The following is a 26,118-nucleotide window of genomic DNA, read 5'->3' on the forward strand; positions in this document are numbered from 1 at the left end:
TAGCCGCCCACGCATCGACGGCCAAAGGTCCCGGTGTGCTGCCCCAGAAGACCCACTTCGACCTGCAGGCCCACCGCGGCGGCATCGGCATGACGACCGAGGAGTCGCTGGAGGGTTTCGCCAAAGCCCTGCGCCTCGGAGTCAGCACCCTGGAGCTGGACACCCACGTCACCAAAGATGAGAAGGTCGTCGTCAACCACGACCGCCAGATCAGCGCCCAGAAGTGCCGCGACACCGAGCCGGTCACGCCCGGCGACCCGATGTACCCGTACGTCGGCAAGTACGTCAAGGACCTGACCCTGGCCCAGATCAAGACCATGGACTGCGGATACCAGCAGCTGCCTGGTTTCCCCGAGCAGGAGGTGATCCACGGCTTCCGGATGGTCGAGCTCAAGGACGTGTTGAACCTCGTCAAGAGCTACCACGCCAACCAGGTCAAGCTGAACATCGAGACCAAGGTCGAAGCGGGCGCTCCGGAGCAGACCGCGCCGCGGGAGCTGTTCGTCCGCCGGGTGTACGAGGAGATCCACGCTTCGGGGATTGAGGACCAGGTCACCATCCAGTCCTTCGACTGGGGCGCGTTGATGGAAATGCACCGCCTCGCGCCGACCTGGCCGCTGGTGGCGCTGACCAACTACGACTTCCTCCAGGTGGGTCGGCCCGGCGCCTCGCCGTGGCTCGGGGGGCTCGACGCCGACGACTTCGGCGGCGACTTCGTGAAGGTCGCCGCCGCCATCCCGGGCGTCACGGCGCTGTCTCCGGTGTACGGCTTCCCGCAGAACGGAAAGATCGGCGACCCGGGCTTCCGCTTCTATGTCGATGAGGCGATGGTGTCGGAGGCGCACGCGCGTGGCCTGAAGGTCATCCCGTGGACCTGCGACGACCCCGCCACCATCGAGGCCCTCATGGACATGGGCATCGACGGCATCATCACTGACTACCCGAACAGCGTCCGGCAGATCATGGCCGACCGCGGCATGCGACTGCCGAAGGCCTACGCGCCGCGCTGACTCCCTCTGCCGATGTCGGCCTGACGCGCCCAGTTCCGGATCGTCTGTCAGAAGGCTCGAACCCGCGAGCCAGCTCTTCTGGCGTCCGTCAAGGCTCGCGTCTCCGCCTGATCTGGAAGATCAGAGAGGCCGGTCCCGCTGGGCGGAACCGGCCTCACCGATCGTTCCCCGCATATACGCCAGGCGCAGATGGCAGATGTGTCAAGGGATGGGGATCAAGTCGTACGGCGGGGACGCGTTGTGAAGTTCGGCTGTGTCCGCTGCGTTGTGGCGTCGCAGGACCTGGGAGATAAGCGACAATCCGTGAGACAGATCGTCGCGAATGAGTACGTCGACCGAGGTTGAGACGCTGACATAGCTTCCATCTGCTCCTTGGCGGGCCATTCCACCGGCTATCTCTGCCCGGCCTAACCCTGCCTGTTTCAGGGTGTCGTTCACGTCGGAGGTGAGGATGCGATCGTGGTCTGCCGGACGGCTCTCGGTGGCAAGCGTCAGACGTAGTTCCCATGACCGGGCGGTGGCCAGCGGACTTGGTCCGAACCACCGCTTCACCAAGGAGCCTTGCGGAAGCCCGGCCAGCACTTCCACGGCCCAGCAGGACTCTGCCCTGCTCACTGGTTCGGCCAGGGCACGTAGGAGGACAGGGTGGGCCGCGTCCGCGGTGCGCAACGCCTCGACGAGCGAGGCGAGGTGAGTATGGCCTTCGCCAGTGGTGCAGCGGTTCAGGGCGGCGCGGATGGCAGGGTCATGCAGGGATGCGTCGGTCGTGGCAGTGGCGAGGACCCGCCTTGCCCGGTCGAGAAGTGCAGCCCAGGCGGTGAAGGGAAAATCTTCGGAATCGGGGGTGCGTAGCGAGTAGAGCTCCCGTGGAGCCGAGTCGCGATCGAGTTGCTCCACTGCTAAGTGGCCGTTATCTCCGACCCTCCAGCACAGGCCGCTGCCTCGCAGGTCACGCAGTTCGAACCAGTCCCGGGTCTCGGGTCGCAGGCCATCGAGGGGATTGGGGCGCATCACTCGGAAGGCCGCGTCCATCAGCGGGGTGATGGCATCCGGGTCGTCCGGCTCGCCCAGGACGACGAAGCGGGCCAGTAGCGCGAGCACTGGCCCAGGATGGCGGAGCTGGGGATCCTGCAGCGCCAAAGCCCGGGCAAGGAGGTCCAGTTCGCTCCAGCGCATCACGTGGGGATGGAAATGTGCCTGGTCGTCCCAGCCGAGGTCGGCGGGTTCGGGCAGCTCGGGGGCCGAAAGAGCAAAGTTGAAGTACCCGTTGTTGACGTCGAGATCGTGGCGTTCGACTCGGATCGGGCGTTCCGCACGGCTCGCTTGAAGTCGGGACAGTCGGTCAGCGGCTCGTGATCACAGGTCACGGCGTGGTTAAGAGCGTTGCGCAACCGGATCAACTGGGCGATGCGCTGGTTCAACTCCCTGGCTTTAACCGCCATCTGTTCGCGAATCTCTTGGTCGCCGGGCCGTGATCGCAGGAATGAGTCGATTTCGGCGATTCCGAAGCCGGCGCTGCGGGCACAGAGGATCAGCCCGAGACGCTCCAGCACCTCTGGTCGGTAGGCGCGGCGCAGGCCGTTGCGGGCTGTGCTGGAAATGAGGCCTTTGCGTTCATAGAACCGCAGCGCCGAGGGGGCCAGCCCGGTGCGCTCGGCTACCTCGCCGATATCCAGCAGCGTCTCGTCCACCCCGACTGCCTCCTTGTCTCCTTGACTTGAACCGCGGTTCAAGTCGCAGTCTAGGGCGCATGAAGATCCACCACATGAACGTCGGGTCGCTGCGGAAGATCGAGCCGACCTACAGCGCCCTCACTCCCATGCCCATCGTGTGTCACGCTCTGCTGGTCGAAACCGATGAGGCCGGCCTCGTGCTGGTGGAGACCGGCCTCGGCCTGGACGATGTCCGGCGGCCCGAGGAGTCGCTGGCCGCCGACTGGATCGCGCTGGCTGAACCGCTTCTGGACCCAGCTGAGACCGCCGTGCGCCAGATCGTTCGTCTGGGTCATGATCCCGCCGACGTTCGCCACATTGTGGTGACGCACCTGGATGTGGACCACTCCGGCGGGCTGCCTGACTTCCCGCAGGCGCGGGTTCATCTGCTGGAAGCCGAATACCGGGCCGCACTGGCCGAGGCCCCGAGCCGCCGCTACCGCCCCGCCCACTGGGCGCACGGTCCGCACTGGATCACCTATGGCAGCGACGGCGGTCAGGACTGGTTCGGGTTCCCCGGGGCCCGTCCATTGGAGGGGCTGTCGTCGGAGATCCTGCTGGTGCCACTCGGCGGTCACAGCGCCGGTCATGTCGGAGTGGCGGTCCGGGACGATGACCGGTGGCTGCTGCACGCGGGCGACGCCTACTACTACCACCGGGAACTGGACGCCGACACCCCGCACGGGCATCCGCTCATGGACGTCGTGCAGTGCGAGGCCCAGGTCCACCAAGCAGCCCGCCTCGCCACCCAAGTCCGGCTGCGCGCGCTCGTGCGCGAACACGGGGATCAGGTGACCATCGTGTCCGCACATGACCCCTGGGAGTTCGACCGCGTCCGATCATAAGCTTCGCGCACATCCAGATGGCGGCTACTGCGGCACCGGCAGCACCAACGTCAAGCTGGGTGAATGCGCGCGAGGTTCCGGGACTTGTGCTGATGGCAGATCTGCCGAAATATCGACGGCAGGTTTGCCGCATCTACCGTGGCAGGTCTGCCGTACCAACACAACGCGCCGACCAGGCCGGAGAGGCCGTCGGAGGTGAGGATGTCCTTCAGCGGTCTTGAAATGTGGCCAGCGTGCGGGCTGCGGGCGTGAGCGCGGCGGCCAGGCGTTGGCGGTCGGGCTCGGGCAGACCGCCGAGGTCGTCATCGAGGTCGGCGAGTAGGTCGGTCACCACCTCGGCGGCCACCTCGGCGGTGTCAGTGGCTGGGCCGAGCTTGCTGCGGGCCGCGTCTACTCGCGGCGGGGTGAGCCGCTCTACTGCGGCCGCCAGCAGCCAGGCCGGCACTCCCGTCACTCCGCCGGGCGGCGGCACGAACGGCCGGGCGCCGTTGTAGCGGGCGTCCTCGGCGAAGTCGGGGTGCTTGACCTTCACTACCGGCCGTGGTCCGCGTTCGCCTGTATCCCAGGATCCGGCGGGCTTGAGGACGTAGCCTTCGGCGCGGTTGTCGGGCAGTTCCGGAAGGCCCAGTGTGCCGGGCACGAGCGTCGGGAAGTCCGCCGTCAGCTCTCCTAGCTTCTGCCGATGGCCTTGCCCCACCAGCGGCACGCACTCCAAGCCCACACCGGCCACCAGCTCCGCCAGCTCGGCGCGGCTCATCCAGCGTGGTCCCGACGGTGTGCTGACGGCACCGTCGAACGCCAGCCATACCAGGTCAGGGCTGTACCACACGCCGGTCTGCACCGGGCTGATGTCCTCGACCGGCGGTACCTGCGGGTGCGGATAGCCTCCACCGGCCAGTTCCCCGTACAAGATCACGTCCTGTCCGGCAGTCCGGGCTGCTGCTGCCGCCGCTGTCGCCAGTACCGGCCACAGTCGCGTCAGCCCGAAGAATGTCTCAAGCCGATCCTCGTCCAACAGCCCGCGCCGCCCGGCGGCCCGCGCCGTCCGGCCGTCGCTGACCAGCGCGAGATGCGCGCCGTGCACTTTCTCCTCGGCCACCCAGCTCCCGCCGGGCAACGGCCCGTCGCCGAACCGCTGCGGGATTTTCGGGTACCACACGGTTCTGACCTCCGTTCCGTGCCCGGGCGCCCTGCTGCCCGGCCGGGACACTCCGGCGGGCAGCTTCTCTGACGCCCACCTGAAGATCAACTCATTTTCCAGTCCCGCAGGAAACCGCGACTTCAAACGTCCAGTTCAGAGGCTCCAGCGTTGTGGACGGGCGTGAATCGGCCCGCGCGGCGGGCCGTGACCGGCACTGGGAACATCCAACTTGAGCCCTTGGCGAGCTCTGCCGTCAGGATGAATGAGAACTATCGTGACCACCATGGAAAATCCCCCTCAGCGTAGGGACTCCCAGATGTCACACCTGCGCGCCTCGGACAGCAATAGGGAGCAGGTCTCCGCCCTGCTTGGTGAAGCCCTGAGCACCGGTCAGCTGAGTCACGAGGAGTACTCCGATCGCCTGGACCGGCTCTACCAGGCCAAGACCGTGGGAGAGCTCGAGATCCTCACCGACGACCTACAGGTCGAGCAGCACCGTCCGACCGCGAGCCCGGTGTCCTACGTGCAGGGTGGGAGCTCCGAGCCCGAGAACATCGTCGCCATCTTCAGTGGCGCCCAGCGCAAGGGCCGCTGGCGGGTACGGCGGCGGACCAGAGCGCTGGCCATGTTCGGCGGCCTCCAGTTTGATCTGACCGACGCCGAGTTCGAGGCGAAAGAGGTTGAGATCACGATCAACGCGATCTTCGGTGGGGCCGAGATCATCGTGCCTGAGGGGATGGAGGTGCGCTGCCACGGCGTCGGCATCTTCGGCGGCTACGATGTGCACGGCAGCGCAGACGTCGACCCGTCGGCGCCGGTGGTTGTGGTGAAGGGCCTGGCGCTGTTCGGCGGCGTGGGCGGCAAGATCCGGCGCCGGCGCGAGCGTTGAGCGATGTGCCTGGCGGACCTCGCGACAGCCGACTCGGCCCACGACATCATCCACACGCACTCGCGGAAAGAGACACCGGACGAGACAGCTATGAGGATCGCGTGACGGGCTACCTGAGCCTGCTGCGCGGCCCCTACGTGACCCGGCTGTTGGTGGGAACACTGATCGGGCGCCTACCCAGTGCGATGGCGGCCCTGGCGATCCCGTTGGTGCTCAGACAGTCAGGCGCGACCTACGGACTCATCGGCTTGGTGGTCGGCAGCTTCGCCATCGCCGCGGCAGTGGGCGGCCCTCTGCTCGGCCGTCTGGTGGACAGGGTGGGCCAGGCTCCCGTCCTCGTGCCGGCCGCCGCCGTGGCCGGTGTCGGCCTGATCGCCATCGCGGTCGCGCCCTCCGAGCCGACGATCGTCTTTGGGGGCGCGGTGCTCGCGGGGGCGGCGACCCCGCCACTGGAGCCCTGCTTACGGGCGCTGTGGCCGCACATTGTCGCCCCCGGCCGGCTGGAGTCGGCCTATGCCCTGGACTCGGCATCGCAGGAACTGGTGTTCGTCGGCGGCCCCCTGGTCGTGGCCGGATGCGTGGCCGCCGGGTCACCCATCGGCGCCCTGTGGGTCGGGGCGTTGTTGGGCGCATTAGGAGTGCTCGTGGTCGTAACCGCGCCGCCCACCCGAAGCTGGAGAGCGCCGGTCCGGTCCACCGACTGGCTCGGGCCACTGCGCAGCCGAGGTCTGGTCCTCCTACTGGGGAGCCTCACTGGGGTCGGCGTTGCCATCGGCACGCTCAATGTCCTCGTGGTCTCCTACGCGGAACAGCACCGAGTGCTGGGCGGGGCGCCCACCCTGCTGGCTCTGAACGCCGGGGGAGCCCTGATCGGAGGTCTGGGCTACGGAGTTGTGCGCTGGTCGTCCTCGCTTCCCCGACGGACGCTGCTGCTGACCGTCGGCTTGGCGGTTGGCTACGCGCTGCTGTGCATCGTGCCGTCCCCGCCGTACATGGCCGGCCTGATGATCGTCACGGGACTTTTTCTCGCACCCGTGTTGACGGCCACCTTCGTCCTGGTGGGGGATCTCGCACCGCCGGGAACCGTCACCGAGGCCTTCGCCTGGCTGGTCACTCTGATGACCGCTGGAATGGCTTTGGGATCCACCGCTGTGGGTACCGTCCTCGAACACGCCTCCCAGTCCTGGGCGGCCTCCTGCGGGGTTCTGGGAGTCGCCGTGAGCGTTTTCGCCCTGCTCGTCGGGCAGGGACGCCTCTCCGCGGAGAGCATCGGGCGCGCAGACCCACCGGCGAGCGCCCCTGCATGACCCGGGCGGTCTGCCGTTTTCGGCGAGGAGTCTCACGGTCGACGGAGGTTGTCTCGTCGACGTGATCAGTGGTGCCGCAGTGTCAGGCTCGCCTTGTCGGCGGCGATGGCCAGCTGGGCTTCGCCCCCGATCGGGAAGGTCGCCAAGGGATAGGTGTGGCCGATGTCGATGTTGGCAAGTACCGGGATGCCTGCCAGAGACGGCTGAGTATCGATGATCTGTTCCAGCAGCGAGCGAGTCATGTGGCTCTGCTTCTGGAAGCGTCCGATCGCCAATCCTTGGATGGCAGAGGCGTCGGGAAGCTGAAGCAGGGATGTCAGGTCTCGCGCGAAGGTCGCAGGGTGTGATTCGACATCGTCTTCCACGATCACTATCGCGCCGTCAAGAGACGGCATATAAGGGGTGCCTTGCAGCAGATTGAGTGTGCAAAGGTTCCCGCCTACGATCCGCCCCTGGGCTGTGCCGGGGCGGATCGGCCACCATCCTTCGTTCGGGATCAGTTCGCGCTTGTCTTGGTCGAGGAACCAAAGATCATCGCTCCAGGTCGCCGGGGGTGAGGGCGATCGGAGCGGTGTCGAACATGACAGCAGAGAACCATCGCAGGATCTGCTCGAAGTGGTCGCGCATCCCGAACGTCGACCAGTGCGGCCCTGAATAGGTGACAAGACCGGTTCGGGCCAGGATGGCGTTCTGCAGGGCCGTGATGTCGGAGTAGCCACACAAGATCTTCGGGTTGTCGCGGATGAGCCCCCAGTCCAGAAAAGGCAGGAGGTCATTGCAGTTGTAGCCGCCGATAACCGTCAGGATCGCGGACACCGAGGGGTCCGCGAAAGCGTCATGAAGATCGGCGACTCGTGAGGCGATGCTGGAGGAGTCGAATGGGTCCCGCTCATCGACGTGGCGGCCCTAGGACAGAGTCAGGCCGAGATCGGCGAATCGGCCTTCGATGATGTCGGTGTGGTCATGCTCCACCACCATCGCGCGGGATAGGGCGGGCGCCACCACTCGTATGGTGTCGCCTTTGTGCAGCTTGGGAGGGAAGATCGTATCCATCGCCCGAGCGTACGGGGTGAAACTGGGGATGTTGTGGCCCCAGCCATGGGAGAGGTCCTGTACAGGTCGAGATCGGAGCCGGTAGGTCCAGTACAGGGTGGAGCGGTCGGCGACACCCGCGACGAGGTGTCTCGTTCCGGCTCGGACGACCACGCCGGCCCCGTTCGTCCCTCGCGCGCCGATGTATCGGCGGAATCGGTGGCGCCGGGACCGGCGTCAACGCGGGCGACCCCCACTTTGCGGGAGCACGTCCGCCGTGTCTGTGGTCCCTGCTATGACGGCGGCCAACTGGGAACGGGAAGTGATACCCAGCTTGGGGAACGCCTTGTAGAGGTGATAGCCGACGGTCCGCGGGCTGAGGAAGAGCTGGGCGGCGACGTCGCGGTTGGAGGCGCCATTGGCGGCGAGCCGTACGATTTCGCGTTCCCTGGGGGTGAGCACGCTGAGCGGGTCGTCGGCCTTACGCGGTGCCGCCGGCACATCTCCGGTGGCGCGCAGCTCCGCCCGGGCGCGCTCGGCCCACAGCTCCGCGCCGAGCCGGTCGAAGATCTCCAGCGCGTCGCGCAGTTGCGTGCGGGCATCCGCTCGCCGCCGTGCCCGTCGCAGCCACTCGCCGTAGGCGAGCCGCGTCCTCGCCTGCTCGTACGGCTGATCGCCTTCCTCGTGGCGGCGTACGGCATGTGCGAAGTGCGCCTCGCTCTCCTCGATGAGGGCACGGCAGCGCAGGGCGATCGCGTCCGATGCCGGCTGCCGTACGTGCCGCGCCCAGGCCAGGTATCGGGCGAGCGGCTCCTTCGCTCGCTCCGGCCGCCCGCCACGGATGGCCGCCTCGACCTGGTCGGCGGCGGAGAGGACGGCGATGCCCGTCGGCGGGATGGCCTCCAACCGCCGGAGGGCGGCGTCCGGGCGGCCCAGGGCGAGTTCGAGCAGGCCGAGTGCCCAGTTCCCGATGGCGGCCGCAAGGATCAGTCCTCGCTCGACGGCTCTCGCTACGCCTTCCTCGCCCTTCGCGCGACACTCCTCCACCTCCCCTTGGTGAGCGAGCACCCAGGCGAGAGAGCACATGAGATGGCTGACCCGGTGCTCGTGACCCAGGTCCGCCGCCAACCGCAGCCCTGCGTTCAGGGTCGCTTTGGCCTCGCCGTACCGGCCGAGCCACCCCTGCGCGAGACCATGATCCTGGAGCGCGACGGCGAGCCAGCCGATCATTCCGCTCTTCTGGCATTCCGCCACCACCTGTCCGCTGATCTCTTCGTAGCGGGCGGCGCGGCCCAGGGGGAGGCACAGAGAGGCGGTGAAGGTCAGCCCAGGCACCCCCAGGCCGGCGAGCGTATGGCCGTCGACCGCCTCACCCATGAGCTCGGTCCCACCTCCGATGTCACCGCTCAGCAGGCGGGCCAGTCCGTCCGCGCCGCTGACCAGCGGCGAGCCGATCTCGGGAAGTACGCGCAGGCTTGCGGCGGCCTTCTCGGCCAGTCGCGCGTCTCCGGCGAACCAGGCGCAGCGGATGGCCTCCACCGACAGCCAGGTGGCCCACTCGGAGGAGCGGGCCGCCACACGAGGAACGCCGTCCATGATGATCCGGCCCGCGGCAGCCGGTGTGCCCAGCTCGAATTCGCGATGGGCTCGTACCTGGATCAGCGCGGCGATCACGTCAGGGTCGGCCACGTCGGACGTGACGCTGTCAGCGAGCGCGGCGGCGCGGCCCATCAACCCGGCGTCGCTCGCCGCCAACGCGGCGGCGGCCAGTAGTCCGGATCGTCGCGCCGGATCGGCGGTGAGCTCGGCGGCTCGCTCGTAAGCGGCCGCGCTCGCGGCGTGGCCACGGCGCGTACGTGCCCGCTCCGCGGCTTCCTCCAACTCCCGCGCGGCCCCCTCGTCGGAGCCGAGCACCGCGGAGGCCAGGTGCCACGCCCGTCGGTCGGCCGCATCGATGGCGGCCGAGCCGGCGAGGGCGTCGGCGAGGGCTCGGTGGACGGCGAGGCGCTGCGTGACCGGCGCACTCTGGTACGCGGCGGCCCTGATCAGGGGATGGCGGAAAGCGATGGTCGTCCCTCTGATCTCGATCAGGCGGCTCCGCTCGGCCAGTTCGAGACCGGAGAGGGAAGCACCCGCGCCCACGACCGTTTCAAGATCGCTGGATCCGTCCGCAGCCGCGATCAGCAGCGCAATCCGCGCCGGCTCGGGAAGTGCGGTGATCTGTCGTTGGAAGGCCTCTTGGACCCGCTCGGCGACGGGCATCGCACCCACCGGTGCCAATCGTCCCGCCCGCTGTTCGGCGGTGAGCGCGGCGGGCAGTTCGATGAGCGCCAGGGGGTTGCCGTCCGACTCCTCGATGAGACGTTCTCGCACCTGCGGCGGAAGATCGGCGGGCAGCAGGGCCGCCGCCGCCGCACCGTCCAGCCCACCCAGTTGGAGCTCGGGCAGCCCGGCGGCGTGGAAACCCGCGCGCGCGGCGAAGACCATGGCGACACCTTCGGCGTCGAGGCGGCGGGCGGCGAACACCAACGCGTCGATGGACGCCTGATCGCACCACTGAGCGTCGTCGATGAGGCAGAGCAGCCCACCGTCCTCCGCGAGATCGGAGAGAAGACTCAGCGTGGCCAGCCCGACGAGGAATCGGCTCTCCGGAGCGACGTCGCCCAGGCCCAGGGCCCCGCTGAGCGCGGTGGCCTGCGCGTCGGGCAGAGCGCGAATCCGGTCGAACTCGGTACGAAGCAGCAGATGGAGCGCGGCGAAGGGCAACTCGGCCTCGGATTCGATGCCGATGCCGCGTACCACTCGCATGCCCCCTGCTCGCCCGGCGGCATAGTGCAGGAGCGCCGACTTACCGATCCCCGCCTGGCCTCGAATGACGAGGGTCCCGCTCTGACCCGCCCTGGCCTCCGTCAGGAGGCGTTCGATCTCCGCTTCTTCCCTGGATCGCCCGTACAGCACGGTCAGGAACCTACCGTCACGATGACTGATTCGGGTTTGTGTGGATCTGCGTAGCTTCGTGGTCACACGCAGGTCAGCACGACGAAGGGATCTTCAAATGGCCACCGTCGCCAAAACTGTCAGCACCGCCGCCGACGCCAAGCTGCTCCGCTTCGCCCTCAAGCAGGATGCGATGGGCTCGGGCGCCTTCGGAGTCGTGGGCGTTGTCGCCGCGGCGATCTTCGGTGAGATGTTCGGCCTCCCCGCCGCCTTCCTCTTCCCGGTGGGTGCGTTCCTGGTCGTCTGGGCGGCCGCCCTGTTCTTCCTCGCCGCACGCCCGACCGTGGGCAAGGCCGCCGTGGGGGTCGTGATGGCGATCAACATCGCGTGGGTGGCCGCGAGCGCGGAGCTGCTCATCGCAGGTTGGTTCCCACTGACCAGTCTCGGCACCGCACTGGTGATCGTGCAGGCGGTCGTGGTCGCCGGCTTCACCGGTCTGCAGTTCGCCGGTCTTCGCAAGACCGCGTGAACCCGCCGCGATCCGCCGGGAACGGCGACAACGAGATCTCCGTGACGATCTGGGCCGGGGCGGCCCCTCGATCAGACGTCGCCGGTCGGCTTAAGCAGTGATCGGACGGGCCTTCGTCCTCGTCTGGCCGTTCGATCGCGCGAAGGTGTTCCCGATTCCCGACACGTTCGCCCAGCCGGCGTTGAACGTCGCCGCGGGGATCGCGGCTTCACCGCTGTCGGCGGGTTTGGCAGGAACAGCGCCGCTGCTGCTGTGGCGCCGTCGGGCCGTACGGGGTCGGGGCCCTTGTAACCGGGCCGAGGCCAGCGCCTACCGGGCCCGAGCCCGCTCTGGCGAGACGGTCACCATCGGCCGGGCAGGGAGGTATCAGGGCGTGGCAAAGTCTCGGGGGGGGGCGGGGGCGACGCGGTAGACCCTGGTGATACGCGCTGACGAGACTGCAGTGGTGGCGGCGCGTCCGGCACGGGACGGATGGACGGATGGACGGAAGGACGTGGCGGGCGAGTTCACCGGCCGTCACGCGGATCCGTGGAGGTCGCCATGCAACCCGACCAGCGCCCGTCGCTGTATGACCGCCTCGGTGGCGTCTACAACATCGCCACGGTGGTCGACGACTTCATCGACCGGATCATGGTTGAGGCCCGGCTGAACAAGAATCCGGCGGTGGACGACGCGCACCACAGGGTGTCCCCGCCTGGATTCAAGTACCTCGTCACCGAAATGGTGTGCTGGGCCCGCCGGTGGCCCGCAGCAGTATTCGGGGCGGTCGATGGGCGACTCGCACCGGGCCCTCAGCATCACCGAGGACGAGTGGGACGCGTTCATGGACGACCTGCACCAGTCGCTGACGAAGTTCCACGTGCCGGTCGAGGAAGAGCGGGACCTCGTCGCCATCGTCGAGGGCACGAAGGAAACCATCGTCGTCACTCCGTTGCGGACCTACTAAGGCCTGAACGGGTTGAGATCATGATGTTGCGGATTCGCCTGCACGGAGGCCGCCGGCACTGGCGCGACCTCACCGATGATGAGTGGTCCTTGATCGAGCCCCGCCTGCCCTCGGGGACACCGTTGGCGAAGTAGATCAAAAGCACACTTCAGGTCGCCCCACCCGCGGCATGTCACTCGACCGCGACCAACTCCTCGGCCGTGGTCGGGCGAAACGTCGACAGGACGGCGAGCAGTTCGGCCTCGCACGCCTCGTAGCTCTCGATCATCACCAGGGCGTCGCCGCGCCTGGCGAACACGCTCCTGCGGGTGGCCTCTGTCCACGCGAAGGCGAGGCGCGCCTTGTCCCATGCCTGGACATGGGTCGCTTCGGTACGCACCCAGACGTCGGCGGATATCCGCCGGCACGGTATGGACGACTCGTCGGCCCTGTGAGGGAGTGGCCGCGCGCACGCCGCTTCGGGAGTGGCGGAGGTGGCCGGCCTGACATCGATCGAGATCTCCGAGTAGCCGCTGTCGGAGAACTCTCCGTGCTCATATGTGAGCTCGACCGACTGCCCGATGTCCATGACGCGCGTGAGCTGATAGCCGGGAATGACCGCTGCGATGAGCGGCACGCCGGAGTTCTTCAGTTGCCGTATCCGCTCCGATTCGCGTATCGCGTCCCCCGCCAGCGGAACCGCGACGTAGGAGAGGAGCATCGCGCCGGCCGCGAAGACGCGCGGCACCCAGCTTCCCTCAGTGAACAGCCAGGCCGTGACGAGAAAACCGGCCGTTGCACTGACGAAAATGGCGCCGACCCACCACCGGTCGTCGGCGGGGAAAACGGGAATCATCGCGACGGAGACGAATGCGAACATCGCGAATGGCGCGAAGATTCCCACGAATCCCCAGAGTCGCAGCCTGGCCGCCCGGCCCAGCAGCAGCCCCAGCGGGAACGGCACGACGGCCATCGCCAGCAGGGCCCACAGCGCGGATTCTTCGTCCGGTATGAGCCGCGCGCCGACGAGGATGAGAATCTCCACCACCCCAATCGCGGTCCCCACCAGTGCGGCTCGGCTCAATATCCTCATATTCCATATTTTTCGGGATAGATCGTCTGTGTGGTAGAGGATCGTATTTTCCGAGGTCGAGTGATTCGGCGATCGCCGTACCGCTCCTGGGCACCCGCACCGGCTCCCGGGCGTTGGGACGGGGGGCCGGTGCGGGGAGGAGGTGGTGAGGTGATCGCCTGGATGAGCGGCTCTCACTGCTACGCTGCCGAACTCACTGCGGGCATGGCGGCCCCGCGGAGCTATGGGCGTCGTGCGTGCTATCCCGGGCGGCCCGCCGCCCTTCGCTATGTGGGGGTTGAACATGAAGCTCGGCCTGCACTACTGGAACTACTCGATGCCCGCCGATCCCGCGCTGATCGCGCCGACGCTCGCCGAAACGGCACGCATCGCCGAGCAGGCGGGCGTCTCCTCGTTCACCCTGATGGACCACTACTTCCAGATGAAGACGCGAGGCACCACCGCCGACGAGCCCATGTTGGAGGGATACACGACGCTCGGCTACGTTGCCGCCACGACCGAGCGGATGACGCTCGGCCTGATGGTCACCGGCGTGATGTACCGGCACCCCGGCCTGCTCGCCAAGATCGTCACCACGCTCGACGTGCTCTCCGGCGGCCGGGCCTGTCTCGGCCTCGGCGCCTCCTGGTACGAGCGGGAGCAGCGCGGCCTCGGCGTGCCGGTGGTCCCGATGGGCGAGCGGTTCGAGCGGCTGGAGGAGACGATCCAGATCTGCCTCCAGATGTGGAGCGACGACAACGGTCCCTACGAGGGGCGGCACTCCCGGCTGGCCGAGACGTTGTGCGTACCGTCGCCGCTCGGGGACCGTCGCCCGCCGATCATGGTCGGCGGCGGTGGTGAGAAGAAGACCCTGCTGCTGGTCGCACGGTACGCGGACGCCTGCAACCTGTTCGCGACCAGCGTGGAGGAGGTGGCCCGCAAGCTCGATGTGCTGCGCGGGCACTGTGCCGCCGAGGGACGCGACTACGACGCCATCGAGAAGACCGTGATGTTCAGCCGCCCCGTGCTGGACGAGACCGAGTCGTTCCTCGCCGACGCCGAGGAGTACGCGAAGCTGGGCGTCAGCGAGATCCAGGTGCTGCCGGACAGGCATCCGGTCACCTTCGTCGAACAGGTCGCCGAGCGCATCGCCCCCCTGGTGGCCGCGATCGGCTGATCCACGGTGTTCCGCACGCCGGCTCCGGCGGTGGGGAGCCGGCGAGTGCGACACGTGTGGTGGCGGCAAGACGCGCGATATGTCCTACGTGATGTCCTACGTGGTCAGGCACCATGTCGTGAAGGGCGGCGACAAGGCATGGCTTATCGTCGCGAAGCGGGTTAGATGGGCCAGAATCGACCTCGTGCAGTTTGGCATCCTGGGGCCGTTGGAGGTCCTTACGGTCACGGGCGAATCGATCTCCATCGGAGGACGCCGGCCGCGCGCGCTTCTCGCGTTGCTCCTGCTCGACGCCGGTCGGCTGGTCGGCGTGGACCGCCTGATCGACGGCCAGTACGGCGACGACCCACCGGCCGGGGCGGCGAACGCGATCCAGGCCCACGTGTCCCGGCTTCGCCGTGCTCTGCCTCCCGATCTGATCGAATTCCATGGTGCCGGGTATCGGCTCGCGGTGGACCCCGAGGACGTGGACGTCCACCGTTTCGAGCGGCTCGCCCGCGAGGGCCACCGGTTCCTGACCGCTGGGCACCACGAACGCGCCGCGAGATCACTCAAGGACGCGCTGGACCTGTGGCGGGGTCCCGCGCTGGCGGACGTGGCCGACGCGCCGTTCGCGTCGTCGCAGGTGACCCGCCTGGAAGAGGTACGGCTGGCGGCGCGGGAAGACCTCGTCGAGGCCGAGATGGCTCTCCCCGAGGGCACGTCGACGGCCGCGCTGCGGCAACTGGTGGCCGCGAACCCGCTGCGCGAACGGCTGCGCGGCCAGCTCATGCGGGCGCTGCACGCCGCCGGACAGCAGGCGGCGGCGCTGGCCGTGTACGACGAGGGCAGGCGACTGCTCGCCGACGAGCTGGGCGCCGACCCGTCGCCCGAGCTGGCGGCCCTTCACCTGGCGATCCTGCGCGGTGAGGAGCCCCGCAAGCACGCCGCGGGCCGCCGGCTCCCCGCACGGCTCACCAGTTTCGTCGGCCGCGCGGCGGAGCTGGACCGGATCGACTCGCTCCGGGACTCCCGGCTGATCACCCTGACCGGTCCCGGCGGCACCGGCAAGACGAGGCTGGCGATCGAGGCGGCCCGTCGGCGGGGGCAGGACGCCTGCTTCGTCGACCTGTCCCCGCTCGACGACGGCGCCCAAATCCCGCGGGCCGTGTTGGGCGCGCTCGGACTGCGCGAGACGGGGCTGCAGGGGCCGGCACTCGACCGGCACGACCCCGCCGACCGGCTCATCGGGGCGCTGGCCGACCAGGATCTCCTGCTCATCCTGGACAACTGCGAGCATCTGATCGCCCCGGCCGCGCACCTCGTCCGGCGGCTGCTCGACGCCTGCCCCGGGCTGGCCGTCCTGGCGACCAGCCGCGAGCCGCTCGGGCTCACCGGCGAGACGCTCGTCCCGCTGGCGCCGTTGGCTGTGCCGCCGCCCGGCGCGGACCTCGACGAGGCCCTCACCTACCCGGCCGTACGGCTCTTCGCGGATCGGGCCGCCGCCGTACGGCCGGGCTTCACGATGCGGCCCGAGGTCGTCGAGATCTGCGCCGCGCTGGAGGGGCTGCCCCTGGCCGTGGAGCTGGCGGCGGCGAGGGTGAGGTCGTTCACCGTGGAGGAGATCGCCGCGCGCCTGAACGAGCACGGCAGGTTCGCGCTGCTGTCGCGCGGCGACCGTACCGCGGCGGTGCGCCACCAGACGCTGCGCGCGGTGGTGGAGTGGAGCTGGAGCCTGCTCAGCCCCGGCGAGCGGACGATGGCCCGGCGGTTCTCGGTGTTCTCAGGGGGCGCGTCGCTCGAAGCGGTGGAACGGGTCTGCGGAGCCGGTGAGGTGCTGGCCGACCTGGTGGACAAGTCCCTCATCGAGTGGGCCGACGGGCGCTACCGGATGTTCGACACGATCCGCCTGTTCTGCGCGGAACAGCTCGCCGAAGCGGGGGAGGAGGAGCGGCTGCGCGACGCGCACGCCGCCTACTTCCTCGACCTGGCACAGCGCGCCGACCCGTGGTTGCGGCGGGCCGAGCAGCTCGACTGGCTGGGCCGGCTGTCCGCGGAGGACGGCAACTTCCAGGCCGCGTTGCGCCATGCCGTACAGGCGGATCCGGAGACGGCGCTGCGGCTGATCGCCGCGCTGGGGGCGTACTGGTGGCTGAGCGGGCGGCGCGGTCAGGCGGCCTCGCCGGCCCTCCGGCTGCTCGGCCGGCTGGGAGCCGGGGCACCCGTGGGGTTGGAGGAGGAGTACGTCCTCTGCGTCCTCCAGGCCGTACCGGATGCCCCGCCCGCGCAGTGGGAGCGGGCGGAGGAGATCATGCGGTCGCTGGATCACGAGCTGCGGCACCCGTTCACGGCGGTCATGTGGGGGATGGTCGCGGGGCCGCCGGATCCGGGTTCGGCCAGGACGCGGCAGTTCGGGTCCGACCCGTGGAGCCGGGCGATGGTGCCGCTGGGGCGGGGGATGGTGAACCTGCTCGACGGCAGGGTGGCCGACGCGGAGCGGGATCTGGAGGCGTCCCTGGAGGGGTTCCGTTCGGTGGGCGAGCGCTGGGGCATGGCCCAGGGGTACGAGTGGCTGGGGACGATCTCCAGTTGGCGGGGCGAGTGGGCCCGCGCCCGGCGGATGTGGGAGCAGGGCCTGGACCTGCACGAGCAGCTCGGCGCACTGGACGAGATGGTGGACGTGCTCTGCCGCAGGGCGAGCGGCCTGCTGCGCGAGGGCGACTTCCCCGCGGCGGGCGCCGACCTGCGGCGGGCCGCCGAGCTGGAGCGTAAGACGGGCAGGTCGCACCGGCCCGCCCTGATCGGACTGGGCTGGGGCGAGCTGGCCCGCTTCCACGGCGATCACGCCGAGGCCCGCGCGCGTTACACGGAGGCGCTGAGCGCCGTCGGCCCCGGCACCTATGCGGGTGACAGCGTCAGGCTGCTGCTGCTCTCCGCGCTGGGACGGCTGGCCCAGGCCGAAGGCGATCTCGCGGAGGCCAGGCTCCGCCACGGCGAGGTGTGCGCGCACGCGCGGGCGATACCGGCGACGGATCTCGCCGACGTCGTCGAAGGGCAGGCCGGGCTGGCCCTGCTCGAAGGCTCGGCGGAGCGGGCGGCGTTCCTGCTCGGTGTGGGGGTGGCGCTGCGCGGCATGGCCGTCACCGGCGATCGCGACGTCGCCAGGGTCGCCGCGGGGGCGACGGAGGCCATCGGCGCCGCGGCGTTCGCGACGGCGTTCGCCAAGGGGGCCGCCCTGGATCGGGATGAGGCGTCGGCGGTCCTGTCCTGACCGGCCGGAGTACTGGGCCCCTCACGGGATGAGGCGAGCGCTGACAGCGCTGTCCGGAGTGTCAGCCGTCGGTCAATGGGCTGTCAGCGCTCCCGGCGAGTCTCGGGGACATGAACAACACCAACATCCTGATCTCTGGCGCCAGCGTCGGCGGCCCCGCTCTGGCCTACTGGCTCAACCGTTACGGCTTCAACGTGACCGTGGTCGAGAAGGCTCCCGCCCTGCGTCTCGGCGGCCAGGCCGTCGACTTCAAGGGCGAGACGCACCTCACGGTGCTGGAGCGCATGGGCATCCTGGAGGACGTACGGCGGCTGCAGACCGGCGGGACCGACCAGGAGATCGTCGACGCGAACGACCGCACGCTGGCGGTGATGCCCGGCGAGTTCACCGGTGGCGAGCTGGAGATCGGGCGCGGCGACCTGTCCCGGCTGCTGTACGAGAAGACCCTCGCCGCCGGATGCGAGTACGTCTTCGGCGACTCGATCACCTCGCTCACCGAGACCGCGAGCGGCGTGCACGTCACGTTCGAGCGCGGCGCCCCGCGGACCTTCGACCTGGTGGTGGGCGCGGACGGCATCCACTCCAACGTCCGCCGCCTGGTCTTCGGCCCCGAATCCGACTATGTCAGCTTCCTTGGCTATTACTACGCCCTGGCCGACATCCCGAAGAACTTCGGGGCGGTCGCGAAGATGTACAACGAGCCCGGCCGACTGGTCTCCACCGGCGGTCCCGCGGCCTCCGCGTTCTTCGCCTTCGCCTCACCCCGCCTCGACTATGACCGCTACGACATCGAGGAGATGAAGCGGATCGTCATCGACGCCTACGCGGGGATGGGGTGGCGGACGCCCGCCATCATCGAGGCGGTGCGGCGGGCGGACAACTTCTACCTGGACTCGATCAGCCAGGTCCGGATCGACCACTACTCCAAGGGCCGCGTGGTGCTGCTCGGCGACTCCGCGTACGGCAACACGCTGGGCGGCTTCGGCACCGGGCTGGCCATGGTCGGCGCGTACGTGCTGGCCGGCGAGCTCGCGGAGGCTAGCGGAGATCATCGGGTCGCCTTCCAGCGTTACGAGGAGGAGTTCCGCGACTACGCCAAGATCGCCAAGAACGGCAACGCGGGCCCCTTCCTCGCTCCGAGAACGCGGCGCGGGATCCGGATGCGCAACTGGTTGTTCAAGTCCGGCCCCCTCCTCAAGATCATGATGAAGATGACCGACAAGTTCGCCACCAACATCACGCTCAAGGACTATCCGTCGCTGGTGCGCCGCTGACCGCCGTACGTCCCGGGGAGGCGCGGCGGCGGCGGTGTGGTGGTGGTGTGACGTCGGCGATCGGCGCGTGATCGGGCACCGGGTCACGGGGCATCCCGTGGGTGGAGGGACCGGAGAGACCGCTGGAATAGGTGAATATTTGCCGAATCGCCTGGACGGGTTGATGGCGGGATGGCAGCCTTACCCCTTATGCGAATGAAGATCATTACTGTCGGTGTTTGCGGTGCCGTGGTGGCTTTGGGGAGTTCTGGGGTGGCGAGCGCCGCGGCGCGCGTCGCTGCTCCCGGCTTCCAGCTGCCCTTCCCCTGCGGGGAGACCTGGGTGGGCAGCAGTGGCAGCTACGCGCACACCGGCAACGAGATCGATTTCAACGGCCGCGCGAACGACGGCGACGGGGACCTCGGGAGGACCGTCGTGGCCGCGGCGGCCGGCACCGTCGTGACGTCCGCCTACCAGACGAACAACGGCTACGGGAACCTGATCAAGATCCGTCACTCGGACGGCAGCGCGACCCTCTACGCGCACCTGAACTCGCGCTCGGTCTCGGCGGGGGCGACCGTGGCACAGGGGCAGAAGATCGGCACGGTGGGCAAGAGCTCGGCCAAGTACAAGGTCGCGGCGCACCTGCACTATGAGCAGCGCTCGCCGTCGGGTGCCATCGTCCCGGCCTCGTTCAACGGTGTCACCTTCAAGTACCCCGGCCAGAATGTGACGTCCAACAACTGCGGTGGCGGCGCTCCTTCCACCCCGTCCAAGCCCGCCCCCACCCCGTCCAAGCCCGCCCCCACCCCGTCCAAGCCCGCTCCCAGCCCGTCCAAGCCCGCTCCCAGCAGCCCGAACCCGTACACCGCGGGCCAGGTGTGCGGCGCGGGCTTCAAGGAGATCGACTCGGCGTCGCTGGCCCCGCGCGGCCGCGTCGTCCTGATGTACTCCGCGACGACCGGAAAGAACTGCGTCGTCACCTTGCGCGCCACCGGCACGGGCAAGGAAAGCGTCAGCGCCTACCTTGAGGTCAAGGGCAAGAGCCGGCAGAGCGACTCCGGGAGCTACCAGTACTACGCGGGGCCGCTGCGCGCCGCGGCCGCCCGCACCTGCGTGAAGTGGGGCGGCTCCATCGGGACCGCCCGGTACGACAGCCCGTTCGAGCACTGCCGCTGACGCCGACCGCGTAACAACCTGAGGTCAACCGGCCGATGAAGGCGGGCGCGGGTGCCCTGTGGCAGCGCGCTCGGCCGTCGTCGGCCGGTTGGCTTTCGTCGGTGCTCAGCCTCGCGCCGGTGGCCGACCGTGACCGGTCGTCAGTCATGGTCAGTTCAGTCGCTTCGCGTCACGGTCAGTCCTCGTCGGCGGGCAGGGCGAAGAGCCGGATGTGCAGGGGACGCGCGTCCGGCGGGGCGTCCTCCGCCCGATGGCTGTACTTCATCAGCAGCGCGATGTAGGCGTCGAAGAACTCCTGGAACTCGGCCTTGGTCATCCGGCCGAGACCGCGCGATCCCTTGGCCCAGTCGGGATCGCGCCGGTACGCCTCGGGAAAGCGCTCGAACAGCACGCGATCCTCGTCCATGCCGATCCGGTGGAACTCGGCGAGCACGGGGCGGTCCTCGGGGGCGAGCTGGTCGGGCGTGGGCAGCCGCATGTCTCTCGGCCCCTCAGCCTTGCGCCACCAGCGTTCCCTGCCGGTCGAGCGCTCGGGGATCTCCTCGATGAAGCCGTATTTCTCGAGTTGGCGCAAGTGGTAGCTGGTCGTGCCCGTCTTGGCGCCGAGCAGCTCGCCGAGTGTCGTCGATGTCGCGGGGCCGTGCACGTTGAGGTGGCGCAGCATGAGCCGCCGCATGGGATGGGCCAGCGCCTTGAGTCGCGCCGGGTCGTCGAGGAGGAACGACTCGTCATCCTTCATGAGGAGCAGCGTAGTACCGCAGAACGATATCTGCCGGTAATTGTCTGCCGACGTTTCTCTGCAGACTATTGTCGGCATCATGAAGCGAAGCCTCCTGGCGGTGGTCACCGCCCTCTGTCTGCTCGCCACTCCCGTGGCCGCCGCGGCGACCGCCGAGACTCCGCCGCCGGTACCGTCCGACCTGAAGGCGACGGAGGTGAGCTTCCGTGGCGACGAGGGGCTCACCCTGCACGGCACGGTCCTGTCGCCCGCCGCCGCGAAGCCCGCACGGCCCGGCATCGTCCTCGTGCACGGCGCCGGCACGGGCACGCCCCGCACGAAGCTGATGTGCGAGGCCGTCGGATTCGCCCGCCAGGGCCTGTCCGTGTTGATCTACGACAAGAGGTCCAAGGGCTATTCGCTCTTCCAACGGTCGTACTCACAGCTCGCCGACGACGCACTCGGCGCCGTGGAGGCGCTGCGTTCCCAGCCGGGCGTCGATCCGGCGAAGGTCGGCATCTGGGGGCTCAGCGAGGGCGGGTGGGTGGCTCCGATCGCGGCCTCACGATCGAAGGACATCGCCTTCGTCGTGCTCGTGGGGGCGAACAGCCTGCAACCACTGCGCCAGCAGACCTGGGCCGTGGCGGCCGGGCTGCGCAAGGCGGGGGTGTCGGGCCCGCTCGTCGATCGCACCGAACTCAACCTGTACCGGACGCTTGCCGACGGCGGCATGTTCCCCGAGCCGTATTACGACCCGGCGCCGACCATTGCCGCCGTACATCAGCCGGTGCTCGGTATCTGGGGTGTCCACGATCTGCTGACTCCGCCCCAGGAGAGCCCGCCGGGGTTCGCCAAGGCGCTGGAGAAGGGCGGCAACCGGAACTACACGTTCCGCTTCTTCCCCGATGCCGACCACGCCGCGCACCTGACCCCTGATGGCGGCGTCACCCGGCTGCCCGAGCTCGCCCCCGGTTACGCCGACCTGGTCGGCTCCTGGGTCCAGGACGTCACGGCAGGGCACCCGCCCATCGCGCAGACGTCCGGACCCGATCCCGTACAGGAGTCCCTGACTGTGCCGGTGGATCCGCCGGCCTGGTGGGAGTCGGCGTCGATGCAGCTCGCGGCGCTGGTGCTGCTCGTCGTCGCGTTCACTGCCTATCCGGTGATCGCGCTGGTGCGTCGCCTGCGCGGTGGCTCGCGGGCGCCGGTGAGCAGGGCCGCGCGGCTCGTCAGCGCCGGAGGGCTCACGGCGGTGCTCGGGTCGTTCTCCTACCTTTTCTATCTGCTGATGACCGGCGGCAAGCTGGCCGCTCCCGGCCCCGTGCTGGCGGGGCGCCCGCTGATCTGGCTCGCGCTGCAGGCCCTCGCGGTGGCTTCCGTGGTCGCCACGGTTCTGACCGCGCTGGCCTGGCGCCGCGCCCGCCGCTCCGTGCCGCGCGGGGAGAGGGTACGGCTCGGCCTCCTGATCACCGGCGGGCTGGTCTTCATCCCGTGGGGCCTTTACTGGGGCCTGCTGCTTCCGTGACAGCCGGTCGGATCTCCGCGGCGTCGCTCATGCCCGGGGCGCGCGCGGACGTCGCGGTTCGCCTGACACCACGAGCCCTGGCCGCCTGACCCCTCCGGCCTGCCGCCTCGCTGAGACGTCGACCTGCCGAAACAGGTGCTCGGAAAGATCTTGAAAAAACTTCGGCCGGCCTGTCGAAACGGCGTGGGCTCGTTCGAAGCGTAGTCAAAGGGCCGAAACGAACCCGAGAATCAGGCCCCAGACTCGCGAGGTCGCGCGTCACGCCCGTCCACGCCTGAGCCTCGCCACTCACAACCGAACCCACGAAGAAAGAGAGACCCGCGATGCGGTACCTGTGCACCCTCACCGTCACTACCCAGCCCGCCACCCCGCCGCCCGCCGAACTGATGGAGGCCATCGCCAAGCTGGGAGAGGAAGCCACCAAAGCCGGGGTCCTGCTCGACACCGCCGGGCTGGCCCCGAGCGCCCAGGGCGCGCGGATCGAGCTCACCGGAGGAAAGCTGAGCGTCACGGACGGCCCGTTCGCCGAGGCGAAGGAGCTGATCAGCTACGCCATGTACCAGGTCCGGTCGAAGGAGGAGGCCATCGAGTGGACCTCCCGCTTCATGAAGATCCACCGCGACCACTGGGAGGGATGGGAGGGCCAGAGCGACATCCTTCGCGTCTTCGGCCCGGAGGATTTCGCCGCTCCCGCGTAGCGCTCCAGACCACGCCCCCGGTCCCGGCCCAGTGAAGGGCCGGGCCGGGGCCGCGTGCGTTTCTCCCGCCTTCGCTGTTCCCCGACGTCTGCCTCCTGCCGGGCCGTACGCGTTCCTGGCGGGTGGCCTCTTCGACCGCATGTCAGCAGGAAAGGGAGCGCTGCGGGGGAGACGAGGTGCTTGGATCGGTCGCATGATGGTTGGCGACCCTCAAGACGATCCGCGAGGCGACGATCCGCAAGATGCTCACCCTCAGGGCGGCGATCCTCACAAGGTGATCGAGGCGGTATGGCGGATCGAGTCCGCCCGGGTGATCGCGGGCCTCGCCCGGATGGTCAACGACGTCGGCCTGGCCGAGGAGCTGGCGCAGGACGCCCTGGTCCTCGCGCTTGAGCGGTGGCCGGAGTCGGGCGTGCCGGACAATCCAGGGGCCTGGCTCATGCTCACCGCCAAGCACCGCGCGATCGACCTGCTGCGCCGCAGGACCCGTTACGAGCAAAAGCTCGAAGAGGTCGGCCGGGACATGGAGCTCCGCCAGGCGTCGGCCGAGGCCGAGCTGGACGACGCCCTCGACGACCACATCGGCGACGACATGCTGCGCCTGCTTTTCACGGCCTGCCACCCCGTGCTCTCCACCGAGGGGCGCCTGGCGCTCACCCTCCGCCTGCTCGGAGGCCTTACCACGGGAGAGATCGCGCGGGCCTTCCTTGTGCCCGAGCCGACCGTCGCGCAACGGATCGTCCGCGCCAAGCGCACCCTCGCCGACCGGCACGTGCGGATCGAGATGCCCGCGCCGGACGAGCTCGCCGAGCGGCTCTCGTCGGTCCTGGAGATCATCTATCTCATCTTCAACGAGGGCTACTCCGCGACCGCCGGTGCCGACTGGATGCGCACGTCGCTCTGCGAGGAGGCGTTGCGCCTGGGCCGGATCCTGGCGGGTCTCATGCCCGAGGAGGCCGAGGTGCACGGCCTCGTCGCGCTGATGGAGATCCAGGTCTCCCGCATGCGCGCGAGAACCGGCGCGAGCGGCGAGGCCGTCCTTCTGCTCGACCAGGACCGGCGCCTGTGGGACCGGTTGCTCATCCGCCGCGGGCTGGACGCGCTCAACCGCGCCGAGGCTCTCGGCACGCTCGGTCCGTACGGCCTGCAGGCCGCGATCGCCGCGTGCCACGCCCGTGCGCTGTCCCCCGAGGACACGGCCTGGGAGCGGATGGCCGCGCTCTATCGCGTGCTGGCCCATGTCGCCCCCTCTCCCGTCGTCGAGCTGAACCGCGCGGTCGCGGTGAGCATGGCGTACGGCCCGGCGCGCGGCCTGGAGATCGTGGACGGGCTGGCGGCGGAGCGTGCGCTCAGGGACTATCCGCAGCTGCCCGCTGTACGGGGTGACCTGCTCGCGAAGCTGGGCCGTCTCGACGAGGCGGGCGAGGAGTTCGAACGCGCCGCCGCGCTCACCCGCAACGAGCGTGAGCGCGCCCTTTTCCTCGCCCGCGTGGACGCCATACGGGCGAAGGAAGCAGCGGAAGGCCCGACGGAGACCGAGTGATGTCGGTGCTCAGGAATGGCTCCCGGGCGTGCCGTCTCCCACCTTCCGGAACAGCACGTCGAGGCCGGGCGTCGACGCCCGTTTGTTTCCAATGGAGGATGTTCATCCCGCGGGCTCTCTATCGGGGACTGCTGCTTCCGCGACAACCGGCCGGTTCTCCGCCGGACCGCTCGTCTCCGGGGTCCTGACCTCGGGCAGGGCCAGAACCATCAGGTTGACGGCTGCGACGAGCACCGCCACCGCCAGGAGGGGGATCGCGGTCCCGGCCCAGGCGGCGAGGGGAGCGGCCACGGCCAGGCCAAGCGGCCGGGCGGCGAACGAGATCAGCGCGTCGAACGAACCGACGCGGCCCAGCGCCTCCTGGGGGATCCGGCGCTGCATCGTGGTCTCCCAGAGCGGGATCAACAGGCCCAGTCCGAGCATGCCGAGGAAGTAGGCGGCCGCGACGGCCACGGTGGGAGCCTGGATCGCGAAGGCCGCGAGCGGGCACGCGTACAGGGCGCCTCCGATCGCGGTGACGACCAGTGGGCGCCGGATGGGCAGCCTCGGGGCAAGGGGGATGCCGAGCACCATCGCCACGGTCCCGGCCTGGACGATGACTACCCAGGCCGACTCGCCGCCCAGAGAGCGCACCGCGATGATCGGGCCGAGCGTGAGAAGGAAGCCCGCGCCGAGGTGCCAGACGCCGTGGCCGGCCAGGCTGGTCAGGAACCACCGATGCCGCCTGGCCTCCGACCAGCCTTCACGGAGATCGGCGAGGAAGTGTCTGCGCGTCACCGCTCGGGGAGCCGTGACCAGTCCGCCCAGGGTCACGGCGGAGCCCGCGAAGAGAACGCCGGTGATCAGGAAGGACCACCCGGCTCCGGCCCACAGGGTCAGCCCTCCGGCGAGCGCGGGCCCCGCCATCTGCATGAGACCGTTGACGACGCCGATCCGGGCGTTGATCCGGAGCCGTTCCTCGGCGGGGACCACGCTCGTGACCAGGGGTGAGACCGCGGGTACGCCAAAGGCCACGGCGACTCCCGTCAGCCCGGCGAGTCCCGCGAGCTCGCTGACGGACGGGTCGCCGAGCAGGAGCCTGACCCCGATCGCGAGCTGGGCGACACATCGTGCCAGGTCGGCCGCCAGGATGACGCGCCTCGGCGGCAGCCTGTCGGCCAGTACGCCGCCGATCGGGAGCAGCAGGAGCATGGGCAGCATCTCTGCGGCGAGAACGACACCGAGATCGACAGCTGAGCCGGTGCTTCTGATCACTGCCAGAGTCAGCCCGGTGGGGATGAGCGCCGTGGCGAGGGCGGCGACCGCTCGGCCGATGACGAGTCGGGTAATCATGCTCGCGAGAGTATTTCGTCAACGAAAGATTCGTCAACGAATTA

24 protein-coding genes are annotated in these 26,118 nt (G+C 69.2%); 13 read left to right on the forward strand and 11 right to left on the reverse strand.

Annotation, left to right across the window (positions count from 1 at the left end; translation table 11 throughout):
* Positions 1-35 precede the first annotated feature (35 nt).
* Entirely contained in the window at positions 36-1,010 is a 975-nt protein-coding gene (locus QSK17_RS17760; protein WP_285705943.1) for a glycerophosphodiester phosphodiesterase family protein, read from the forward strand.
* A gap of 201 nt (positions 1,011-1,211) precedes the next feature.
* On the opposite strand, the gene QSK17_RS17765 is transcribed toward QSK17_RS17760, so the two are convergent.
* Both QSK17_RS17765 and QSK17_RS17770 read right to left on the reverse strand, forming a co-directional pair.
* Complete coding sequence (locus tag QSK17_RS17765) at positions 1,212-2,243, reverse strand: hypothetical protein (RefSeq protein ID WP_502889240.1); 1,032 nt, start codon at positions 2,241-2,243, stop codon at positions 1,212-1,214.
* Positions 2,186-2,701 (reverse strand): MerR family transcriptional regulator, encoded by a 516-nt coding sequence (locus tag QSK17_RS17770; RefSeq protein WP_285705946.1) that lies wholly within the window; start codon positions 2,699-2,701, stop codon positions 2,186-2,188. The genes QSK17_RS17765 and QSK17_RS17770 overlap by 58 nt, the downstream gene beginning before the upstream one ends.
* A 59-nt stretch (positions 2,702-2,760) precedes the next feature.
* On the opposite strand from QSK17_RS17770, the gene QSK17_RS17775 reads away from it, so the two are divergent.
* Positions 2,761-3,567: an MBL fold metallo-hydrolase gene (locus tag QSK17_RS17775; RefSeq protein ID WP_285705947.1), complete on the forward strand. Its 807-nt coding sequence runs from the start codon at positions 2,761-2,763 to the stop codon at positions 3,565-3,567.
* A gap of 208 nt (positions 3,568-3,775) precedes the next feature.
* On the opposite strand, the gene QSK17_RS17780 is transcribed toward QSK17_RS17775, so the two are convergent.
* Positions 3,776-4,726, reverse strand: coding sequence for an RNA ligase family protein (locus tag QSK17_RS17780; RefSeq protein ID WP_285705948.1), 951 nt, complete (start codon positions 4,724-4,726; stop codon positions 3,776-3,778).
* Positions 4,727-4,991: 265 nt separating this feature from the next.
* Here QSK17_RS17780 and QSK17_RS17785 point away from each other — a divergent pair, with 265 nt between their 5' ends.
* Positions 4,992-5,597 (forward strand): DUF1707 SHOCT-like domain-containing protein, encoded by a 606-nt coding sequence (locus tag QSK17_RS17785; protein ID WP_285705950.1) that lies wholly within the window; start codon positions 4,992-4,994, stop codon positions 5,595-5,597.
* Between the two features lie 101 nt (positions 5,598-5,698).
* Complete coding sequence (locus tag QSK17_RS17790) at positions 5,699-6,904, forward strand: MFS transporter (RefSeq protein WP_285705951.1); 1,206 nt, start codon at positions 5,699-5,701, stop codon at positions 6,902-6,904.
* A 65-nt stretch (positions 6,905-6,969) separates the two neighbouring features.
* Here the strand turns inward: QSK17_RS17790 and QSK17_RS36450 are convergent, their stop codons facing one another.
* The 4 genes from QSK17_RS36450 to QSK17_RS17810 form a co-directional block, all read right to left on the reverse strand.
* The gene (locus QSK17_RS36450; protein ID WP_285706122.1) at positions 6,970-7,494 is read right to left on the reverse strand and encodes a S66 peptidase family protein; all 525 of its coding nucleotides are present in this window, start codon (positions 7,492-7,494) and stop codon (positions 6,970-6,972) included.
* Positions 7,436-7,768 (reverse strand): LD-carboxypeptidase, encoded by a 333-nt coding sequence (locus QSK17_RS17800; RefSeq protein WP_285706123.1) that lies wholly within the window; start codon positions 7,766-7,768, stop codon positions 7,436-7,438. The genes QSK17_RS36450 and QSK17_RS17800 overlap by 59 nt, the downstream gene beginning before the upstream one ends.
* 42 nt (positions 7,769-7,810) lie before the next feature.
* Entirely contained in the window at positions 7,811-7,957 is a 147-nt protein-coding gene (locus tag QSK17_RS17805; protein ID WP_285705952.1) for a hypothetical protein, read from the reverse strand.
* Between the two features lie 216 nt (positions 7,958-8,173).
* A complete protein-coding gene (locus QSK17_RS17810; RefSeq protein ID WP_285705953.1) occupies positions 8,174-10,894 on the reverse strand; it encodes a helix-turn-helix transcriptional regulator in 2,721 nt (906 codons plus the stop codon).
* 97 nt (positions 10,895-10,991) lie between these two features.
* Here QSK17_RS17810 and QSK17_RS17815 point away from each other — a divergent pair, with 97 nt between their 5' ends.
* Positions 10,992-11,402, forward strand: a complete 411-nt coding sequence (locus QSK17_RS17815; RefSeq protein WP_285705954.1) for a hypothetical protein — start codon at positions 10,992-10,994, stop codon at positions 11,400-11,402.
* A 516-nt stretch (positions 11,403-11,918) separates the two neighbouring features.
* Here QSK17_RS17815 and QSK17_RS17820 read toward each other — a convergent pair.
* Positions 11,919-12,083, reverse strand: coding sequence for a hypothetical protein (locus QSK17_RS17820; protein WP_285705955.1), 165 nt, complete (start codon positions 12,081-12,083; stop codon positions 11,919-11,921).
* 13 nt (positions 12,084-12,096) lie between these two features.
* On the opposite strand from QSK17_RS17820, the gene QSK17_RS17825 reads away from it, so the two are divergent.
* A complete protein-coding gene (locus QSK17_RS17825; protein ID WP_285706124.1) occupies positions 12,097-12,348 on the forward strand; it encodes a group I truncated hemoglobin in 252 nt (83 codons plus the stop codon).
* A 172-nt stretch (positions 12,349-12,520) separates the two neighbouring features.
* On the opposite strand, the gene QSK17_RS17830 is transcribed toward QSK17_RS17825, so the two are convergent.
* Positions 12,521-13,420, reverse strand: a complete 900-nt coding sequence (locus QSK17_RS17830) for a hypothetical protein (protein WP_285705956.1) — start codon at positions 13,418-13,420, stop codon at positions 12,521-12,523.
* A gap of 283 nt (positions 13,421-13,703) precedes the next feature.
* Between QSK17_RS17830 and QSK17_RS17835 the strand changes: the two genes are divergently transcribed.
* The 4 genes from QSK17_RS17835 (at position 13,704) to QSK17_RS17850 (ending at position 20,258) form a co-directional block, all read left to right on the forward strand.
* A complete protein-coding gene (locus tag QSK17_RS17835; RefSeq protein WP_285705957.1) occupies positions 13,704-14,576 on the forward strand; it encodes an LLM class F420-dependent oxidoreductase in 873 nt (290 codons plus the stop codon).
* 184 nt (positions 14,577-14,760) lie between these two features.
* Positions 14,761-17,826: an AfsR/SARP family transcriptional regulator gene (locus QSK17_RS17840; RefSeq protein WP_285705958.1), complete on the forward strand. Its 3,066-nt coding sequence runs from the start codon at positions 14,761-14,763 to the stop codon at positions 17,824-17,826.
* 110 nt (positions 17,827-17,936) lie between these two features.
* Positions 17,937-19,100 carry an FAD-dependent monooxygenase gene (locus QSK17_RS17845; RefSeq protein ID WP_285705959.1) on the forward strand — a complete coding sequence of 388 codons (1,164 nt, stop codon included), beginning with the start codon at positions 17,937-17,939 and terminating at the stop codon, positions 19,098-19,100.
* Between the two features lie 252 nt (positions 19,101-19,352).
* On the forward strand, positions 19,353-20,258 hold the full coding sequence (locus tag QSK17_RS17850) for a M23 family metallopeptidase (RefSeq protein WP_285705960.1): 906 nt from the start codon (positions 19,353-19,355) through the stop codon (positions 20,256-20,258).
* 175 nt (positions 20,259-20,433) lie between these two features.
* Here the strand turns inward: QSK17_RS17850 and QSK17_RS17855 are convergent, their stop codons facing one another.
* Entirely contained in the window at positions 20,434-20,997 is a 564-nt protein-coding gene (locus tag QSK17_RS17855; RefSeq protein WP_285705961.1) for an ArsR/SmtB family transcription factor, read from the reverse strand.
* A gap of 79 nt (positions 20,998-21,076) precedes the next feature.
* Here QSK17_RS17855 and QSK17_RS17860 point away from each other — a divergent pair, with 79 nt between their 5' ends.
* From QSK17_RS17860 to QSK17_RS17870, 3 genes are all read left to right on the forward strand, one after another.
* A complete protein-coding gene (locus QSK17_RS17860) occupies positions 21,077-22,501 on the forward strand; it encodes an alpha/beta hydrolase family protein (RefSeq protein ID WP_285705962.1) in 1,425 nt (474 codons plus the stop codon).
* Positions 22,502-22,824: 323 nt separating this feature from the next.
* Complete coding sequence (locus QSK17_RS17865; RefSeq protein ID WP_285705964.1) at positions 22,825-23,199, forward strand: YciI family protein; 375 nt, start codon at positions 22,825-22,827, stop codon at positions 23,197-23,199.
* A gap of 277 nt (positions 23,200-23,476) precedes the next feature.
* Positions 23,477-24,742, forward strand: a complete 1,266-nt coding sequence (locus QSK17_RS17870) for an RNA polymerase sigma factor (RefSeq protein WP_285706125.1) — start codon at positions 23,477-23,479, stop codon at positions 24,740-24,742.
* Between the two features lie 102 nt (positions 24,743-24,844).
* On the opposite strand, the gene QSK17_RS17875 is transcribed toward QSK17_RS17870, so the two are convergent.
* Positions 24,845-26,074: an MFS transporter gene (locus QSK17_RS17875; protein WP_285705966.1), complete on the reverse strand. Its 1,230-nt coding sequence runs from the start codon at positions 26,072-26,074 to the stop codon at positions 24,845-24,847.
* Positions 26,075-26,118 lie beyond the last annotated feature (44 nt).

The organism is Microtetraspora sp. NBRC 16547, from assembly GCF_030268965.1.
Classification (GTDB): domain Bacteria; phylum Actinomycetota; class Actinomycetes; order Streptosporangiales; family Streptosporangiaceae; genus Microtetraspora.